This window comes from Methylophaga sp. SB9B, assembly GCF_004832235.1.
GTDB lineage: Bacteria > Pseudomonadota > Gammaproteobacteria > Nitrosococcales > Methylophagaceae > Methylophaga > Methylophaga muralis.
Window position 1 is genome coordinate 114,572 of the sequence record NZ_SSXS01000003.1, and the last position, 17,614, is coordinate 132,185.

Below are 17,614 nucleotides of genomic sequence, written 5' to 3' on the forward strand. Positions count from 1 at the left end.
CAAAACCAGATGGTCAAACGAAATATCATCATCTTGCTGGCTTTCTCGCTGTTACTGATGATTTTAGGTTATCAACTACTCAAACAGATCGAATCCAGACAGCTGTTGGCTGTTCTCAATCAACGCAATAAAGCCATTATTGATGCCATGCCTGATCTGCTGCTCACAATGCGAATAGACGGTACTATTATTGATTACGAAGTTGAAGAAAGTTTTCCTTTGCTCATGTCGGCAGATAAGTTAAATGGATTGAATATCAGCGAAGTATTAGAGCCTGAATTGGTTGAGAAAAAATTAGCTTTGATGGCCAGTACGGTGCTTACTGGTGAACCGGCAACACTTGAATATCCATTGATGGTAGAAGGCAAAGAATATTACTTTCTGGAACGCTTAACTGCATTGGATGATAAACATGTATTAGCGTTTATTATTGATATCACCAGCAGACGTGAGGCCGAAAGCAAACTGGAATGGCAGGCTTATCACGATGGTTTAACCGGACTAGCAAATCGTCTGATGTTTTTTGAGTTTATCAATAAACTCATTCAGGATTATCGTCGAAACAAACGCGAATTTACCATTCTGTTCATCGACTTAAATGGATTTAAAGCGATTAATGACAACTACGGCCACCATGCGGGAGATGAGATCCTCAAGCATACGGCGAATCATCTACTTAGTATCCTGCGGCAGACAGATACATTAGCAAGATTGGGTGGCGACGAATTTGCAGTTTTGTTACCAGAAACCTCACCAGCCCAAGCACAGCGTGTTATAGAAACCATCGCTGATGCAATTCAAAAACCGCTTGTTTATCTGGGTAACAGACTTTGTGTCACAGCCAGTATCGGAATGGCTTCATGCCCTCAAGATGCAACATCAGCAGATGAGTTAATAAACACAGCTGATAAACGCATGTATGAAGTCAAATTGACTGATCGTTAACTTGAGCCAATCTTAACTTCTGCTTGCGAACTAGCTATCAATAAGCTCGCAGATCCTACATAACAGAACATGTTATTCACGAAAGCGGAAAGTTATTAATCCGGTATTACGACAGGACAAAAACTAACTACATTTAAAGTTATCAATTACTGACAACTAAAAAGGAATTAAACATGGAAGTTAAGATGCACGCAGATGCTAAGGCACAAAGAAAATGGCAACCTCAAGATAAAAAGCCGAATTTAATTCAATGGCTATTGGTGATTTCTTTTGGTGTATTTATTGGAAATGTTGCAACGATTGGCGTCGAACGCGCCATTAGTTATTGGGAAATTTATCAAATTGCTAAATCCATAGAATCTGAAACCGAAAAATGAAATTGAGAATGGATGCCCAAGGAAAAATTAATCGTGAACAAGTCAGAATTAGAGATATTGAAAACCAAAAGAGACAGGCTGGTTTGAGACAGGCCATTGAAACTTGCGAGTTTTGGCAGGAACAATTAGCTAAATCAAAATTGCCAGAACATAAAATGCACCGTGATAATGCTTGTGAAATGGTTGGTCATTTTAGATAAAGCTGGGAAATATAGAGTTAAATAAGGAATCAATACAGAATAAACAAAAAAGCAGTTATCAAATTAATGATAACCGCTTGATTGTATTTCAATTTTTGGTGCGCCTGGCACGATTCGAACGTGCGACCGCCTGGTTCGTAGCCAGGTACTCTATCCAGCTGAGCTACAGGCGCTTTAAGCGTGAAATTTTACTGTTTTTTACTGATTATCACAAGGATAAATTAATAAAAATTTGGCGGAGAGCGAGGGATTCGAACCCTCGATAGGGTTAACCTATACGCCCTTAGCAGGGGCGCGCCTTCAGCCGCTCGGCCAGCTCTCCATCAAGCCGGCCATTATACCAGCTGTGATGATTTTGGCTAGTCGAATTACTCAATTAACCTGCGTTTGATTGATCTTTTTCTGCTTGAATACGATCGTAAATTTCTTCACGATGAACTGTGACATCTTTTGGTGCATCAACACCGATTCGGACTTGATTACCTTTGACACCAAGAACGTTTACAACGACATCATCACCGATGATGAGAGACTCTCCAACGCGACGTGTAAGTATTAACATGTTTTTCCCCTTGCAGTATAAATTCTGGCACCGAGGGGAGGAGATTTAAGACTCCTTTCTTGAGCTAGGCCTCGTGCCAGTTCCGTTTATTCCATGTGAGAGATCTTTGTCTCCCTTCTTCTATGACAGCACCAAGCAATAAATTATCCGTGTGTCACTACTGCAGAAAAGTATATCAGGATAACTACACCTTATCGATAGGAAAAACTTCCTGATATCAATGGTTTAGTTACCCTGTTCAAGCTGGAATGCCTTGTGTAAAGCTCTTACGCCCAACTCAAGATATTTTTCATCAACTACCACAGAAATCTTAATTTCTGATGTGGAGATCATGCTGATGTTGATATTTTCTTTTGCCAAGGTTTCAAACATGGTGCTGGCGATACCTGCATGTGAACGCATGCCTACACCGACCAGTGAGATTTTTGCAATATGTTCATCACCAGTTACTTCACGAGCCGCTAATGAAACGGATGTTTCTTTAAGTAGTTTTAACGCGGTTTGATAATCATTGCGATGCACGGTGAAAGTGAAATCGGTAGTGGAATCATGCCCGGTGTTCTGGATGATCATATCCACTTCAATATTTTGTTTGGCAATCGGACCCAGAATCTTATGTGCGACACCTGGTTGATCAGGCACGCCTAGAATAGTTAGTTTTGCCTCGTCGCGATTAAAGGCAATACCTGAAATAAGCGCTTGTTCCATTGAGGGTTCCTCAGACGTAATTAATGTGCCGCCACCTTCGGTAAAAGATGAAAGTACGCGTAAAGGCACGTTGTATTTTCCAGCAAATTCGACGGAGCGGATTTGCAAAACTTTTGCGCCCAGGCTGGCCATTTCAAGCATTTCTTCAAAAGTAATGCGATCTAGTCGACGAGCTTCCGGGACAACACGTGGATCGGTGGTATAGACACCATCCACATCAGTATAAATTTGGCATTCATCAGCTTTTAACGCAGCAGCTAATGCAACAGCAGTGGTATCAGAGCCGCCACGACCGAGGGTGGTGATATTGCCTTGCTCATCACAACCTTGAAACCCCGCGACCACGACAACTTTGCCGTCGCTAAGATCTTGACGCATTTTTTCATCATCGATTTGCATAATGCGCGCTTTGTTATGAGCATCATCGGTGAGAATACGTACTTGTGATCCAGTATAGGACTGTGCTGGCATACCCATTTGTTGCAATGTCATGCTGAGCAGCGCGATAGTTACTTGTTCGCCAGTTGACAACAAAACGTCCAGCTCACGGCCACGTGGATCTGGATTAATTTCCTTCGCCAAAGCCAATAAACGATTAGTTTCACCACTCATAGCAGAAACGACAACTACGATATCGTGACCATCATTGCGATATTGAATAACTTTTTTAGCGACTTCTTGAATACGTTCAACAGAACCGACTGAAGTGCCGCCGTATTTTTGTACGATAAGTGCCATGACTTAATTTTCCAGCTTAGATGCCACCCAACTGGTGACGGAGTCGAGTGCAGCAGTTAAATTTTGTGGTTCGGTACCACCGCCTTGTGCCATATCTGGGCGGCCGCCGCCTTTACCACCGACTTGTGCAGCAACATGGGATACCAAATCGCCAGCGCGGATTTTATCGGTAATATCTTTCGATACACCAGCAATTAAGGTGATTTTTTCACCTTCTACTGCAGCCAGCACAATCGCGGCACTACCCAGTTTATTTTTTAGTTGATCAACGGTATCACGCAGGCTTTTAAGATCTGCCCCTTCCAGATTAGCGGCCAATACTTTTACTGAGCCGATTTCTGTCGCTGAAGCAGCCAAGTCGGAACCGGCACTGCTAGCCAATTTTGATTTTAATGCTTCCAGTTCTTTTTCCAACTGACGGGTACGTTGCACCAGTTGTTGGGTTTTTTCTTCAACATTATCCGCATTGGCTTTGACCATTTCTGAAATGCTGTTCAGGCGATTTTCAGACTGTTCAATATAATTTAATGCCGCCTCACCAGTGACAGCTTCGATACGGCGAACACCTGACGCAATACCCGTTTCGTTAGTGATTTTCAGTAAACCGATATCACCAGTGCGGCCAACGTGGGTTCCACCACAAAGTTCAATCGAAAAGTCGCCCATGCTAAGTACACGAACTTCTTCATCATATTTTTCACCGAAAAGTGCCATCGCGCCGCTTTTACGGGCTTTTTCAATCGGCATCAAACGTGTTTCAACGGTATGGTTAACACGGATTTGTTGATTAACCAGACGTTCTATTTCACGTAATTGTTCAGCAGAAACCGGTTCAAAATGTGAAAAATCAAAACGCAGGCGTTGTGAATCTACCAATGAGCCTTTTTGGGTAACATGTTCACCAAGCACCGTGCGTAATGCAGCATGTAACAAGTGAGTAGCAGAATGATTTTGTGCTGTTGCCTGACGATTGTATTCATCGACATGAGCAATAACTGATTGGCCGACTTCAAACGTACCATCTTTACATTCACCAATATGGGTAAAGGCTTTACCTTGTTTACGCGTGTCTTTAACAATGAAGTGGGCACCGGCAGTATTGATTTCACCTTGATCGCCAATCTGTCCACCAGATTCAGCATAAAAAGGTGTGTGATCCAGAACGATAATGCCTTGCTGACCAGCGTGCAGTTTGTCGACATTTTCGCCATCAACCAGCAGGGCAGTGATCACGGCATCATGGCGCACATGATCGTAACCACAGAAAATAGTTTCACCATCAATCACCAGTGTTTCTGACAAACCACCACTGAATTGGCTGGCGCTACGGGCACGAGTGCGTTGGGCTTCCATATGACGTTCAAAGCCAGCAACATCAATCGTTAATCCGCGTTCACGGGCGATATCAGCGGTGAGATCAATTGGAAAGCCATAAGTGTCGTACAACAGGAAAATGGTTTCGCCAGGAATTTCTTTGTCAGCCATTTCATCAATAGCGTGATCCAGAATTTTTAGGCCGTTATCCAACGTATCGGCAAAGCGTTCTTCTTCAATTTTAAGTGCTTGCTCGACAATCGCCTGAGCTTTGGCAAGCTCCGGAAAGGCTTCGCCCATTTCCTCAACCAAAGGTGCAACTAGTTTGTAGAAGAAAGCTTCTTTTAAACCCAGTTTATGTCCATGGCGAATTGCACGACGAATAATGCGGCGCAATACATAACCGCGGCCTTCATTGGAAGGTTGCACACCATCGGTCACCATAAATGCACATGAGCGGATATGATCGGCAATAACTCGAAGTGATGTATTGCTGGAATCGGTAGTTCCGGATAATTGCTGAATCGATTTAATCAGATTCTGGAACAGATCGATATCGTAGTTATTGTGTTGGTGTTGTAATACGGCGGCCAGACGTTCCAGACCCATGCCGGTATCTACTGATGGTTTTGGTAGTGGTGTCAGTGTGCCGTCGGCAGAGCGATTAAACTGCATGAACACCAGATTCCAGATCTCGATATATCGATCACCATCTTCTTCTGGTGTGCCTGGCGGACCGCCAGCTACATCTGGGCCGTGATCAAAAAATATTTCAGAGCAGGGACCACATGGACCGGTATCACCCATTGACCAGAAGTTGTCTTTAGCCCCGATGCGAGAGAAGCGAGTAGCATCAACGCCGATTTCTTTTAACCAGATATCAGCGGCTTCATCGTCTTCTTCGAATACGGTGATCCATAATTTTTCGGCAGGCAGTTGAAGGTTTCGGTCAGAAATTCCCAGGCATATTGAATCGCTTCGCGTTTGAAATAATCACCGAAACTGAAGTTACCCAGCATTTCAAAGAACGTATGGTGACGAGCGGTGTAGCCAACATTTTCCAGATCGTTATGTTTGCCACCAGCACGCACACAACGTTGAGTTGTTGTTGCACGAGTGTATTTTCGCGTTTCCTGACCCAGGAACACTTCTTTGAACTGAACCATTCCAGCATTCGTAAATAATAATGTCGGATCATTGGCCGGTATTAATGGACTGCTGGAAACCACCTCGTGACCTTTGTCAGCGAAGAAGTCCAGAAACAATTTGCGTATATCAGCGCTCGTTTTCATTAGTTCAGTTCAAAACTTTCCGTTATTTGTTCATGAGTAAAGCCCCGATATTGTAAAAACCGCATCTGCTTGGCACGGTCTTTAAAATCATCGGGGCTCTGCTCGCCAAAACGCTTGCATCGTACTTCGATAGCAAGCGCAAACCAATCTGTTTCTGCCTGTTGCATGGTGGAATTAATAAGCTCATCCGCCACGCCTTTTTGTTTCATTTCTTGTCTGATTCGCAACTCTCCATATCCCCGGAGAAGAACGCGAGAACGAATAAACGCTTCGGCAAAACGTTCGTCATTCTGTAAGCCACTTTGTTGTAGCTTTTCTAAAGCGGCATGAATTTTATCCGTTTCATGACCAGCTTGTTGAAGTTTTTGCTGTAATTCGACGGCGCTATGTTCTCGTCTGGCTAAATAGCCAACTGCTTGTTCAGTTGCAGAGCGAGACTTCACGCGTCGATTTCATCATCCACTGGAGTTTCAGCATTTGCCTTGATGTTCTTAGGCAACATAACCGCACGGATTTTAGCTTCGATTTCCTTAGCCATTTCTGGATGTTCTTTCAGATAAATCCGCACATTGTCTTTACCCTGACCAATGCGGTTGCCGTCATAGCTGTACCATGCACCGGATTTTTCAACGATATTCTCATTGACGCCCAGATCGATCAGCTCACCTTCACGGGAAATACCTTCACCGTAAAGAATGTCGAATTCAACTTGTTTGAATGGTGGCGCGACCTTGTTTTTCACCACTTTTACGCGGGTTTCGTTACCAAGGATTTCATCGCCTTTCTTGATAGCGCCAATTCGGCGGATATCCAGACGAACAGAAGCATAGAATTTAAGGGCATTACCACCGGTGGTTGTTTCTGGATTACCGAACATGACGCCGATCTTCATGCGAATTTGATTGATAAAGATAACCAATGTGTTGGAACGTTTGATATTGGCAGTCAGTTTACGTAGCGCTTGCGACATAAGGCGTGCTTGCAAGCCCATATGACTGTCGCCCATATCACCTTCGATTTCGGCTTTAGGGGTCAGTGCAGCTACAGAGTCAACTACCACGATATCCACTGCACCTGAACGTACCAGCATATCGGTGATTTCCAGCGCTTGCTCACCGGTATCAGGTTGTGAGACCAGCAAATCGTCAATGTTGACACCTAATTTTTCAGCATAAAGCGGGTCAAGGGCATGTTCAGCGTCAACAAACGCGGCAGTGCCGCCCAGCTTTTGCATTTCTGCAATAACGTGCAAGGTCAACGTGGTTTTACCTGATGACTCAGGACCGTAGATTTCAACTACACGACCACGTGGTAAACCACCAATACCCAATGCAACGTCAAGTCCAATAGAGCCCGTTGATACCGCATCGATATCACGGTGGGCAGTTCCATCGCCCAAACGCATGACCGCACCTTTGCCAAATTGTTTTTCGATTTGACCTAAGGCTGCGCCAAGCGCTTTCTTCTTGTTTTCATCCATTTGGTGTGCCCTTTAGCTGATATCAAAGAACTATGGATTATCACACAGATAGCCATGTCTCACCAGCGTCTATTCGTGTTTCAAGCAAGCATTTTGAGGATAATAATTTTGTAGTGGAGGTCAGGCGTAATATTCGGTGGAAGCTAACTTTTTAACTAAACCGTCAAGTGCGATAAATACCGCTTGGCGACGAATGAATTCGCGATTGCCACGCAGAAGAAATGTATTACAAAAGGCACTTTGTTTATCAGCCCAGGCAAAACAAACTGTTCCGACTGGCTTTTCTGCTGAACCACCATCCGGACCTGCAATGCCACTTATCGCAACAGCAATATCTGCGTCGAAATTATTGACTGCGCCGGTTGCCATTTCTATCACCGTTTGTTCGCTGACAGCGCCAAATTGCTCCAAGGTGCTGAGTTTGACATCCAGATGCTGTTGTTTGATTTGATTGCTGTAACTGACGATGCCGCCTTCAAACCAGGTGGAGCTGCCAGGCAAATCTGTGCAACATTTTGCCAGCCAGCCTCCAGTGCAGGATTCGGCTGTAACTAATCGCAAGCCTTTTGATTGAAGCGCTTGTGCCAGTTGCTGGGTAAGCTGATAAAGTGTTGCGTCAGAATAATCTTGCATACGCTAAACTATAAAAATGACTGAAAAACCCAATCATACGCCAATGATGCAGCAATATCTGCGCATCAAGGCCGAGCATCCAGAATTGTTATTGTTTTATCGAATGGGCGACTTTTATGAGTTGTTTTTCGATGATGCGCATAAAGCTGCTGAATTGCTGGACATTACGCTAACAGCTCGTGGCAATAGCAATGGTGCGCCGATTCCAATGGCGGGTGTGCCTTACCATGCTGCAGATGGCTATCTGGCACGTTTACTTAAAGCCGGAGTAGCGGTTGCTATTTGCGAGCAAATTGGTGATCCGGCAACCAGCAAAGGCCCGGTAGATCGTAAAGTGGTGAGGGTGTTAACGCCCGGCACATTAACCGATGAAGCCTTGCTCGACAGTAAACAGGAAAATCTACTGGTTGCGATTGCAAAGCAAAAGGATCACTACGGACTGGCTGTTGCTGAGATCAGCAGTGGACGATTTGAGGTATGTCAGCATCAATCGTTAAATGATTTATTAGCTGATTTAGCCAGACTGAAACCAGCAGAAATGCTGATTGATGATAGTCATGGCAATACATTTAACAGCTATGAGAAACAACTGAAATTTGTGCCAGAATGGCATTTTGGACTTGATGCAGCCCGTCGTCGCTTATGTGAGCATTTTGGTACCACGGATTTAAAGGGTTTTGGCTGTGATGATTTGCCGCTAGCCATTATGGCGGCAGGATGTTTATTGAATTACGCTCAGCAGACACATCGCACAGCACTGCCTCAATTACGCAAAATCACCGTTGAAACGCCAGCCGACAGTATTCGTATCGATCCTCAATCCAGACGTAATCTTGAGCTGGAACAAAACCTGTCGGGTGGTCGTGAAAATACCTTATTGTCAGTGATTGATAATACTGTTATGCCGATGGGAACACGTTTACTTCGACGCTGGTTATTACAGCCAAAACGCGATTTAACCATTCTGCAACAACGCCAGGCGGCGATTGGCAACCTTATTGAACAAGATGTCATTGCTGCTGTTCAAACCCTGTTAAAACCGTTAGGTGATATTGAACGCATTGTTACCCGAGTAGCGCTTGGCAGTGCCAGACCTCGAGACTTTGTGCAATTACGTCGAATGCTGACGGCGTTACCGAGTCTGCATCAAGAATTATCAGGCTCTCAAGCCCGATTGTTGAAACAGATTGATCGTGAGTTGGGTACCTTTCCGGAATTGCTTGAATTATTAAATGAAGCGATTGTGGAAGAGCCGCCGGTACTTATACGTGATGGAGGGGTGATTGCGGAGGGTTACCACGCGGAACTGGATCGGTTGCGTAATCTGCATCTGAATGCCAACGACTTTCTACGCGAACTGGAACTGCGAGAGCGTGAGCGTACAGGGGTTAACACCTTAAAGGTTGGCTATAACAAAGTTCATGGTTTTTATATCGAAATCAGTCGCGCTCACAACATTCAGTTACCGGCCGACTATCAACGCAGACAAACACTGAAAAATGCCGAGCGTTATATTACTGCAGAGCTGAAAACCCATGAGGATCAGGTGCTCAGTGCCAGTGAAAAAGCATTGGCCTTGGAAAAATCTTTGTATGAAGAGCTGTTTAAATTAATTCATCCGGAGCTGGCAGCACTGACCCATTGTGCAGCTGCATTAGCTGAGCTTGATGTGTTGAGTAATCTGGCGGAACGGGCACAAACGCTAAATTATGTCGCGCCGCAGTTAACTTCGGACAAAGGATTGTCGATTCAGGCCGGACGCCATCCTGTGGTTGAGGCGGTGCAGAAAACCCATTTCTGCCCCAATGATTTACAGTTAAATGAGCAATCGATGCTGGTGATTACTGGACCGAATATGGGCGGGAAATCCACCTATATGCGACAGACGGCATTGATTGTGATCATGGCGAATATGGGAAGTTATGTTCCCGCAGAATCGGCCGTTATCGGTCCGATTGATCAGATTTTTACTCGCATTGGTGCCAGTGATGATCTGGCTTCAGGTCGTTCAACCTTTATGGTGGAAATGAACGAAGCAGCCAATATTCTGAATAACGCTACAGCACAAAGTTTGGTGTTAATGGATGAAGTGGGGCGCGCACCAGCACGTTTGACGGGTTGGCGCTGGCCTGGAGCTGCGCTGAAAAACTGGTGCGAGATATCGGTGCTTATACTTTATTTGCCACACATTATTTCGAAATGACCCAGTTGCCAGGGTTGTATGACAAAGCCTTAAATGTGCATCTTGATGCGATTGAGCATGGCGACAAGATTGTATTTCTGCATCAATTAAAACCAGGTGCGGCCAATCAGAGTTATGGACTGCAGGTGGCGCAACTTGCCGGGGTACCCAATGATGTGATTCAAGCTGCTAAACATAAATTGGCGAATTTGGAATCACAACGAACTGTAGGTTCAAATATGCAGGAACAACTACCGCAACCTGATTTATTTGCTCAACAGGATAATTCAGTTCTGCTGAACAAAATTGAACAAATCAATCCTGATGAATTAACGCCTAAAGCCGCTTTGGAATTACTCTACGAGCTTAAAAAGCTCATTTGAATTAATGCAGTTGACCTGTTCGCTCACGATGCAGCAACAAATCGTTAGTGGGTGGCATTTGCACATGAAAGCCCTGACTTTGCAGATTATGAATAACTTTATTTACATCTTCGCGGGCCAGCTTTCGATCCGGACTAAGATCCAGTTCCATCACAAATAACGGCTCATTGCCCATTGAGCTATAAAGACTTGGCGGTACTTCTGAAAAATCATCTTTTTTGCTTAGATAAAGATACAGTTCTTCTTTTTTTCGGCTCTTGTAAATATACGTTTTCATAATCACTCTTTTTTACGAAATCGGGGGATGGTAGATGATCTGCACCACAGTGCCAGCCGGATCATAACAATAAAAGCTGCGGGCCCCATCACGATGGGTGCGGGGCGGTTGGCGCATGGGTACTGCATGATGATCCAGAAATGCATACCATTCATCAACCTGTTCAGGGGTCGGAATAATAAAACCAATATGATCCAAAGGTTGGACTGGGGATTTGTTAATGTTTTCTCCGCGGTGCAAGGCAAGGTTGTCATTGCCAGAAGTCAGATACACATTTTCTGTATCGGGTCGCCATTCGACTTCCATACCTAACAAATCAACATAAAATTGTTCGCAGGCTTCAAGATTTTCGACGGTTAATGCTACATGACGCAAACCGCCGGTTCGTGTTGGTCGCTGCATGGTTATGCTCCGTTATTAGGAAAAGTAGTATTTAGACTTGTTCAATCACTTCATAGTCGTGGGTGATTTCAGCTGTTTTTGCCAGCATGATTGAAGCTGAGCAGTATTTTTCGGTTGAAAGTTTAACCGCGCGATCTACAAAGTTAGCTTTAAGATTACGGCCAGTGACTGTGTAGTGCACATGAATTTTAGTAAAGACCTTTGGCGCTTCTTCACTGCGCTCTGCGGAAACTTCAACTACACAATCTGTTACATCCTGACGCGACTTTTTTAAAATATCGATGACATCAAATGAAGTGCAACCACCCAGACCTAGTAAAAGGAGCTCCATAGGCCGCATGCCGGTGCCGTGACCACCAGCTTCTTCTGGGCCGTCCATTACCACGGTATGTCCGGTTCCGGACTCACCGACAAATAAAACATCTTCGACCCACTTTACTCTTGCTTTCATTTAACTCATCCTGCATAAATTACGCGTAACAACGTTTAATTTTGCCATAATCATCGGAATTGGGCAGAATTAATCCTTATAAAAATAAAGCTGGGCCTTCAAGACATGGATTATTTAAAACATAAAGAGAGAGAAGAGCAGTTGGCAGAGTTTTTCAAACATTGCCATAGCAAAGTCTACCCTGCCAAAACAATGTTGGCTCGACCGGGTGATATTCCCGACAAGCTTTATTATATTCGTGAGGGTTCTGTCAGCATCTGTGTTGAAAATGAAGAGGGTGAAGAGTTAATCGTTGCCTATCTCAATCAGGGCGATTTTATCGGTGAAGTTGGTTACTTTCACGACATCAGTGATCGTATATCACTGGTCAAAGCCAGAACCGATTGTCGTACTGAAGAAATCAGTTATCAAACATTAAAAGCGCTTTCCAAAACAGAATTAAAAAGTTGTTACCCATACTTGCTGGAAACCTTAGGCGAACAGATGTCTAAACGTCTGCTGACCACCACCCGTAAAGCAACCAATATGGCATTTATGGATGTGTCAGGCCGAGTAGAAGAAGCATTAAAAGATCTGGCAGGACAACCCGATGCAATGCGTCACGAACAAGGCCGCCAAATTAAGATCACTCGTCAGGAAGTCAGTCGCATTGTGGGTTGTTCGCGAGAAATGGTTGGCCGGGTATTAAAAGAATTACAAGAACGCGGCGTTTTATGGGCGCATGGCAAAACGATGATCCTGTTTGACGAAGATCATCGCGGTGTTAATGCCTCAATTAAAAAGGTTGGCTAAAGCTTCACCTGGGTCATCAGCACGCATAAAGGCTTCGCCAACCAAAAACCCGTTTACGCCATGTTCACGCATCAAAGCGACATCTTCTTTGCCAAGGATGCCGCTTTCAGTGATGACAATGGTTTCATCAGGAATGAAGTTGAGTAACTTAATCGTTGTTTCTAACGACGTTTCAAACGTATGCAAATCCCGGTTATTGATCCCCATCAGTGGAAGATTCAAAACCATTGCACGATGTAATTCTTCTTCATTATGCACTTCGACCAATACATCCATTTCCAGCTGTATGGCCAACTGACTTAATTGTTCAAGTTGATCGTCATCCAACGCGGCAACAATCAGCAATATACAATCGGCACCAATTGCTCGTGCTTCAAATACTTGGTAAGGGTCAATAATAAAATCTTTACGGATCACCGGTAACTGACAGGCAAAACGTGCTTGTTTCAGATAATCTTCATGGCCTTGAAAAAAATCCTGATCGGTGAGGACTGATAAACAGGCCGCGCCACCATTTTGATAAGACAATGCAATTTCGGCTGGTTTGAAGTCTGCCCGCAGTACACCTTTACTGGGCGAAGCTTTTTTAACTTCAGCAATAACGGCACTTTGTCCTGCAGCCAGTTTACGTTCAATAGCTTCAACGAAACCCCGGACGGGATCTGCATTTTCAGCCAGTTGCTGTAATAAATTTATCGGCAAACGTTTACTGCGTTCAGCAATTTCCTGTTGTTTGCGCTGCAGAATTTTTTTCAGAATATCGGGAGTGTCAGTCATAAACGATCTTTAAATTAAAGTTGGCTGCACTTTATAAGTGCATCTAATTTTTGTTGGGCAATACCAGTATCGATAAAGTGTTTAGCCTGACGAACACCTTCGGCAAGGCTATCAGCCAGATCCGCTGTATAAATTGCCGCACCAGCATTGAGAACCACAATATCGCGGGCCGGACCGGGTTCACCGGCAAATACACGCTTAATAATATCCAGACTTTGCTGTGCATTGGTGACAGTCAGCTGACTGATATCAACACGTTGCATCACAAAATCTTCGGGTTTAATGGTGTAGGTAGAAATCTCACCATCTTTCAGCTCAGCCACAAAGGTGTCTGCGCCGATACTAATTTCATCCATACCATCATCGGCATGCACCACCATGACATGTTTACTGCCAAGTTTCTGCAGCACTTGGGCAATAGGTTCAACCCACTTCTTATCAAAAACGCCCATCACCTGATGTTTGGCTTTAGCTGGATTTGTCAATGGTCCAAGTAAATTAAAAATGGTTCTCACACCCATTTCACGGCGCGGCCCGACAGTATGTTTCATCGCCCCGTGATGACGTTGAGCAAACATAAAGCCAACGCCAGTAGTTTCAACACAGTGTGCCACTTGCTCAGGTGTTAATTCGAGATTAACGCCAGCTGTCTCCAACACATCAGCACTGCCACAAGTACTGCTGATAGAACGATTACCATGTTTAGCGACTTTTGCACCGGCTGCCGCCACTACAAATGCACTGGCCGTTGACACGTTAAAACTGCTGGCCCCATCACCACCGGTACCACAGGTATCAATTACATGATCGCCAGTGACATTAACCGGCGTGGCTAATTCACGCATAACTGAAGCAGCCGCTGCAATTTCAGTAACGGTTTCGCCTTTCATCTGTAAACCAATCAAAAAGCCGCCAATCTGGGCATCGGTTGCCGCGCCAGTCATAATCAAGCGCATTGCTGCAGACATTTGTTGTTCAGACAGATGTTGGTGCTGGGTAATTAGTTTGATTGCAGCTTGCATGGTGAATTCTGTATCAGCCATGATGTTCATCCAGAAAGTTTTTCAATAATTGATGACCTTGTTCGGTCAAGATGGATTCTGGATGAAACTGCACACCTTCAATCGGCAGCGTTTTATGTCGAACACCCATAATTTCATCAATAGTACCGTCGGCATTTTCTGTCCAGGCGGTTACTTCGAAACAATCAGGTAATGTTTCTTTTTTGATTACCAGTGAGTGGTAGCGGGTGGCTTGCAGTGGATTATTCAGGCCTTTAAAGACTCCGACATTGTTGTGATGTACTGGAGACGTTTTGCCATGCATGATTTGCCGAGCATGTACCACATTTCCGCCAAAAGCCTGACCGATAGCCTGATGCCCAAGACACACACCTAAAATCGGTTTCTTGCCAGCAAAGTGATGAATAACCTCTAATGAAATACCGGCTTCATTTGGCGTACAAGGGCCAGGAGATATCACAATAAGCTCAGGATTAAGGGTTTCTATGTCATTAATCGTCAGTTTATCGTTACGCTGCACTTCAACCTCAGCACCCAGCTCAGCAAAATACTGCACCAGGTTGTAGGTGAATGAGTCATAGTTATCAATCATTAACAGCATATTTTGTCCTGATAGTTATTCAGTCGGTTTTGGCGGTTCAAGACCAGCCTCGGCCATGGCAACCGCTTTGAATATTGCGCGAGCTTTATTCATCGTTTCTTCCCATTCCATCTCTGGAACAGAGTCGTAAACAATGCCTGCACCGGCCTGGATATGCAGTTGTTTATCCTTAATCACAGCGGTACGAATCGCAATAGCGGTATCCATATTCCCAGACCATGATAAATAACCAATGGCGCCAGCATAGACACCTCGTTTCACCGGTTCTAACTCATCGATAATTTCCATCGCCCGTACTTTTGGGGCACCACTAACGGTGCCTGCCGGGAAGGTCGCGCGAAGGGCATCCATAGCCGTCATGCCGGGCAACACCTGTCCGGTAACATTGGAAACGATATGCATCACATGCGAATAACGTTCAATCACCATTTTATCGGTCAGATTCACTGTGCCTGTCTGACTGACCCGACCTACATCATTGCGGCCCAGATCTATTAGCATTAAATGTTCGGCCAACTCTTTTGGATCGTTGAGCAGTTCCTGCTCCAAAGCTTTATCCTGTTCAGCGGTCACACCACGCCGCCGTGTGCCGGCAATTGGGCGAACAGTCACTTCGTTATCTTCCATGCGAACCAGAATTTCCGGAGAGGATCCGACGATATGGAAGTCTTCCAAGTTCAGGTAATACATATAAGGTGAAGGATTTAAGGTGCGTAAAGCACGATATAAATCGATTTCTGCAGCATGAAATGGCACTGACAAACGTTGTGACAATACCACCTGCATGATGTCACCATCATTGATATATTGTTTTGCCTTATTGACTGCTTCGATAAAACCATCATGAGTAAAACCGGAGACAAAATCCTGCTCTGATACCGAGTTTTGTGGACGCTTGTCGCTGAATTTAGGAGCTGATTCACGTAAATCTTTAATCAATTTATCCAAACGTTGCTGTGCTTGATCGTAGGCATCGGGCAATGTTGGATCAGCGTGCACGATCAAGAACAATCGTCCGCTAAGATTATCAAACACCACGAGTTCATCCGAAATCATCAGCAACACATCGGGGCAGCCCAAAGGATCATTTTCTGGTGCTTCACCCAAACGGGTTTCAACATAACGTACAGTGTCATAACCGAAATAGCCGACCATTCCGCCATTGAATTTCGGTAGATGTTCCAACACAGGAACATTAAATTTTGCTTGGAACTCCGCGATCCAGGTCAGCGGATCGTCGTGCTGAATTTCATTTATCAATACATCGCGTTGATAAATTTTGATCTGATCGCCGAAGACTTTGATAATCGATTCACAAGGCAGGCCAATAATCGAATAACGTCCCCATTTTTCACCGCCATGAACGGATTCAAATAGATAGGAATAGGGCGCATCTGCCAATTTAAGATAGGTACTTAATGGCGTATCCAAATCAGCGAGCACTTCGCGATAAAGTGGGATGCGGTTATAGCCTTCACTGGCCAGTTGGTCGAATTGTGCCTGTTTCATATCCGGCTTCTAAAAAAGAGTGTTTAACCCAGTAAAACTTTCAATAACCGCATCTGGATTAACCGAGCGGATATTATTCCCGTGATTGTTACCATAATTCATAAAAACAATTTAACTGACGGCGCGCTAATTTTTAACAGCACCACCTTTGTCACTTAACATCAAAAAAAACATGCCGAAAACGGCACACTGACAAGCAGTGTACCGTCTAAAATCAATGGTTTGAAAGCCGGCTGTTCTTGCATTGTTTGCTTAGATTTTAGCTTGGGCCAATTCAGCACGCAGTGCAGCAATCACTGTTTCATATTTGTTTGGATCACTGTCCTGAGCTGCGCCAAAAACTGCAGAACCTGCAACAAAAGTACGAGCACCGGCTTCAGCAATTTCGCGAATGTTTTGTACGTTCACCCCGCCATCGATTTCAAGGTCGATATCGTAGCCGCTTTCATCAATCATTTTGCGTGCCTGACGTAATTTTTCCAGCGTGTGAGGGATAAATTTCTGGCCACCAAAACCAGGGTTGACCGACATCAGCAGAATACGGTCCACTTTATCTAAAACATGTTCTGCCAACGTCAGTGGCGTAGCAGGATTAAATACCAAACCGGCTTTACAGCCCTCAGCTTTAATCAATTGCAGGCTGCGATCAATGTGTTCGGAAGCTTCTGGATGAAAAGTGATGAAACTGGCACCAGCTTTGGCAAAATCTGGAATGATGCGATCAACTGGTTTAACCATTAAATGCACATCAATTTCCGCTGTTACACCATGCTTGCGCAAAGCTTCACAGACTAAAGGTCCGATTGTCAGGTTAGGCACATAATGATTATCCATTACGTCGAAATGAACGATATCAGCGCCTGAGGCCAGTACATTTACCACTTCTTCACCAAGTCGGGCAAAGTCAGCGGAGAGGATGGATGGGGCAATTTTGAATTCGGCCATGTCGGATTCTCTTTAAGTTAGTTA

At 44.5% G+C, this 17,614-nt stretch carries 17 protein-coding genes, 2 tRNA genes and 2 pseudogenes; 5 read left to right on the top strand and 16 right to left on the bottom strand.

The annotated features are described in order from the left end of the window. Positions 1-9: 9 nt before the first annotated feature. The 3 genes from E8Q33_RS04505 (at position 10) to E8Q33_RS04515 (ending at position 1,522) form a co-directional block, all read left to right on the top strand. On the top strand, positions 10-945 hold the full coding sequence (locus tag E8Q33_RS04505) for a sensor domain-containing diguanylate cyclase (RefSeq protein ID WP_168800147.1): 936 nt from the start codon (positions 10-12) through the stop codon (positions 943-945). 173 nt (positions 946-1,118) lie between these two features. After that, entirely contained in the window at positions 1,119-1,322 is a 204-nt protein-coding gene (locus tag E8Q33_RS04510) for a hypothetical protein (protein WP_136553132.1), read from the top strand. Positions 1,323-1,330: 8 nt separating this feature from the next. Further along, positions 1,331-1,522 carry a hypothetical protein gene (locus tag E8Q33_RS04515; RefSeq protein WP_136553133.1) on the top strand — a complete coding sequence of 64 codons (192 nt, stop codon included), beginning with the start codon at positions 1,331-1,333 and terminating at the stop codon, positions 1,520-1,522. 96 nt (positions 1,523-1,618) lie between these two features. Here the strand turns inward: E8Q33_RS04515 and E8Q33_RS04520 are convergent. The 8 genes and pseudogenes from E8Q33_RS04520 to E8Q33_RS04555 all read right to left on the bottom strand — a co-directional run bounded on the left by E8Q33_RS04520 (position 1,619) and on the right by E8Q33_RS04555 (position 8,249). Next, a tRNA-Arg gene (locus E8Q33_RS04520) sits at positions 1,619-1,695 on the bottom strand. Between the two features lie 60 nt (positions 1,696-1,755). After that, a tRNA-Ser gene (locus E8Q33_RS04525) sits at positions 1,756-1,844 on the bottom strand. A gap of 54 nt (positions 1,845-1,898) precedes the next feature. After that, positions 1,899-2,084 (bottom strand): carbon storage regulator CsrA, encoded by a 186-nt coding sequence (gene csrA, locus E8Q33_RS04530; protein WP_014706856.1) that lies wholly within the window; start codon positions 2,082-2,084, stop codon positions 1,899-1,901. Positions 2,085-2,309: 225 nt separating this feature from the next. Next, on the bottom strand, positions 2,310-3,530 hold the full coding sequence (locus E8Q33_RS04535; protein ID WP_069295266.1) for an aspartate kinase: 1,221 nt from the start codon (positions 3,528-3,530) through the stop codon (positions 2,310-2,312). A gap of 3 nt (positions 3,531-3,533) precedes the next feature. Further along, positions 3,534-6,136, bottom strand: a pseudogene (gene alaS, locus E8Q33_RS04540) (alanine--tRNA ligase). Beyond that, positions 6,136-6,579, bottom strand: coding sequence for a recombination regulator RecX (gene recX / locus E8Q33_RS04545; protein ID WP_136553135.1), 444 nt, complete (start codon positions 6,577-6,579; stop codon positions 6,136-6,138). Before recX ends, alaS begins: the two are co-directional and overlap by 1 nt. Further along, a complete protein-coding gene (gene recA / locus E8Q33_RS04550) occupies positions 6,576-7,616 on the bottom strand; it encodes a recombinase RecA (RefSeq protein WP_136553137.1) in 1,041 nt (346 codons plus the stop codon). The genes recX and recA overlap by 4 nt, the downstream gene beginning before the upstream one ends. A 120-nt stretch (positions 7,617-7,736) precedes the next feature. Beyond that, entirely contained in the window at positions 7,737-8,249 is a 513-nt protein-coding gene (locus tag E8Q33_RS04555) for a CinA family protein (RefSeq protein ID WP_136553139.1), read from the bottom strand. Between the two features lie 16 nt (positions 8,250-8,265). On the opposite strand from E8Q33_RS04555, the pseudogene mutS reads away from it, so the two are divergent. Next, positions 8,266-10,814: pseudogene (mutS, locus tag E8Q33_RS04560) on the top strand (DNA mismatch repair protein MutS). 1 nt (position 10,815) lies between these two features. Here the strand turns inward: mutS and E8Q33_RS04565 are convergent. From E8Q33_RS04565 to E8Q33_RS04575, 3 genes are read right to left on the bottom strand one after another with little or no spacing between them, the layout of a single operon-like run. Continuing rightward, on the bottom strand, positions 10,816-11,091 hold the full coding sequence (locus E8Q33_RS04565) for a YcgL domain-containing protein (protein ID WP_069295260.1): 276 nt from the start codon (positions 11,089-11,091) through the stop codon (positions 10,816-10,818). Positions 11,092-11,103: 12 nt separating this feature from the next. Further along, complete coding sequence (locus E8Q33_RS04570; protein WP_069295259.1) at positions 11,104-11,493, bottom strand: VOC family protein; 390 nt, start codon at positions 11,491-11,493, stop codon at positions 11,104-11,106. A 31-nt stretch (positions 11,494-11,524) separates the two neighbouring features. Then, positions 11,525-11,944, bottom strand: coding sequence for an OsmC family protein (locus E8Q33_RS04575; RefSeq protein ID WP_136553140.1), 420 nt, complete (start codon positions 11,942-11,944; stop codon positions 11,525-11,527). 105 nt (positions 11,945-12,049) lie between these two features. On the opposite strand from E8Q33_RS04575, the gene crp reads away from it, so the two are divergent. Then, complete coding sequence (gene crp, locus E8Q33_RS04580; protein ID WP_069295257.1) at positions 12,050-12,736, top strand: cAMP-activated global transcriptional regulator CRP; 687 nt, start codon at positions 12,050-12,052, stop codon at positions 12,734-12,736. On the opposite strand, the gene trpC is transcribed toward crp, so the two are convergent. From trpC to rpe, 5 genes are all read right to left on the bottom strand, one after another. Next, on the bottom strand, positions 12,716-13,513 hold the full coding sequence (gene trpC / locus E8Q33_RS04585; protein WP_069295256.1) for an indole-3-glycerol phosphate synthase TrpC: 798 nt from the start codon (positions 13,511-13,513) through the stop codon (positions 12,716-12,718). The two genes, crp and trpC, sit on opposite strands and share 21 nt — an antisense overlap. 14 nt (positions 13,514-13,527) lie before the next feature. Next, positions 13,528-14,556 (bottom strand): anthranilate phosphoribosyltransferase, encoded by a 1,029-nt coding sequence (gene trpD / locus E8Q33_RS04590; protein WP_136553143.1) that lies wholly within the window; start codon positions 14,554-14,556, stop codon positions 13,528-13,530. Then, on the bottom strand, positions 14,549-15,136 hold the full coding sequence (locus E8Q33_RS04595; protein ID WP_136553145.1) for an aminodeoxychorismate/anthranilate synthase component II: 588 nt from the start codon (positions 15,134-15,136) through the stop codon (positions 14,549-14,551). The genes trpD and E8Q33_RS04595 overlap by 8 nt, the downstream gene beginning before the upstream one ends. A gap of 15 nt (positions 15,137-15,151) precedes the next feature. Beyond that, positions 15,152-16,645, bottom strand: coding sequence for an anthranilate synthase component I (gene trpE / locus E8Q33_RS04600; protein WP_136553147.1), 1,494 nt, complete (start codon positions 16,643-16,645; stop codon positions 15,152-15,154). A 252-nt stretch (positions 16,646-16,897) separates the two neighbouring features. Then, on the bottom strand, positions 16,898-17,590 hold the full coding sequence (gene rpe, locus E8Q33_RS04610; protein WP_069295252.1) for a ribulose-phosphate 3-epimerase: 693 nt from the start codon (positions 17,588-17,590) through the stop codon (positions 16,898-16,900). Positions 17,591-17,614: the final 24 nt, after the last annotated feature.

What these genes read in the sequence shown, in the direction of transcription:
- trpD (WP_136553143.1), bottom strand. Translation starts at nt 14,556, where the DNA reads ATGGCTGATACAGAATTCACCATGCAAGCTGCAATCAAACTAATTACC.
- recA (WP_136553137.1), bottom strand. Translation starts at nt 7,616, where the DNA reads ATGGATGAAAACAAGAAGAAAGCGCTTGGCGCAGCCTTAGGTCAAATC.
- E8Q33_RS04575 (WP_136553140.1), bottom strand. Translation starts at nt 11,944, where the DNA reads ATGAAAGCAAGAGTAAAGTGGGTCGAAGATGTTTTATTTGTCGGTGAG.
- E8Q33_RS04555 (WP_136553139.1), bottom strand. Translation starts at nt 8,249, where the DNA reads ATGCAAGATTATTCTGACGCAACACTTTATCAGCTTACCCAGCAACTG.
- trpC (WP_069295256.1), bottom strand. Translation starts at nt 13,513, where the DNA reads ATGACTGACACTCCCGATATTCTGAAAAAAATTCTGCAGCGCAAACAA.
- E8Q33_RS04535 (WP_069295266.1), bottom strand. Translation starts at nt 3,530, where the DNA reads ATGGCACTTATCGTACAAAAATACGGCGGCACTTCAGTCGGTTCTGTT.
- trpE (WP_136553147.1), bottom strand. Translation starts at nt 16,645, where the DNA reads ATGAAACAGGCACAATTCGACCAACTGGCCAGTGAAGGCTATAACCGC.
- E8Q33_RS04595 (WP_136553145.1), bottom strand. Translation starts at nt 15,136, where the DNA reads ATGCTGTTAATGATTGATAACTATGACTCATTCACCTACAACCTGGTG.
- E8Q33_RS04515 (WP_136553133.1), top strand. Translation starts at nt 1,331, where the DNA reads ATGGATGCCCAAGGAAAAATTAATCGTGAACAAGTCAGAATTAGAGAT.
- E8Q33_RS04505 (WP_168800147.1), top strand. Translation starts at nt 10, where the DNA reads ATGGTCAAACGAAATATCATCATCTTGCTGGCTTTCTCGCTGTTACTG.
- crp (WP_069295257.1), top strand. Translation starts at nt 12,050, where the DNA reads ATGGATTATTTAAAACATAAAGAGAGAGAAGAGCAGTTGGCAGAGTTT.
- E8Q33_RS04565 (WP_069295260.1), bottom strand. Translation starts at nt 11,091, where the DNA reads ATGAAAACGTATATTTACAAGAGCCGAAAAAAAGAAGAACTGTATCTT.
- E8Q33_RS04510 (WP_136553132.1), top strand. Translation starts at nt 1,119, where the DNA reads ATGGAAGTTAAGATGCACGCAGATGCTAAGGCACAAAGAAAATGGCAA.
- E8Q33_RS04570 (WP_069295259.1), bottom strand. Translation starts at nt 11,493, where the DNA reads ATGCAGCGACCAACACGAACCGGCGGTTTGCGTCATGTAGCATTAACC.
- rpe (WP_069295252.1), bottom strand. Translation starts at nt 17,590, where the DNA reads ATGGCCGAATTCAAAATTGCCCCATCCATCCTCTCCGCTGACTTTGCC.
- csrA (WP_014706856.1), bottom strand. Translation starts at nt 2,084, where the DNA reads ATGTTAATACTTACACGTCGCGTTGGAGAGTCTCTCATCATCGGTGAT.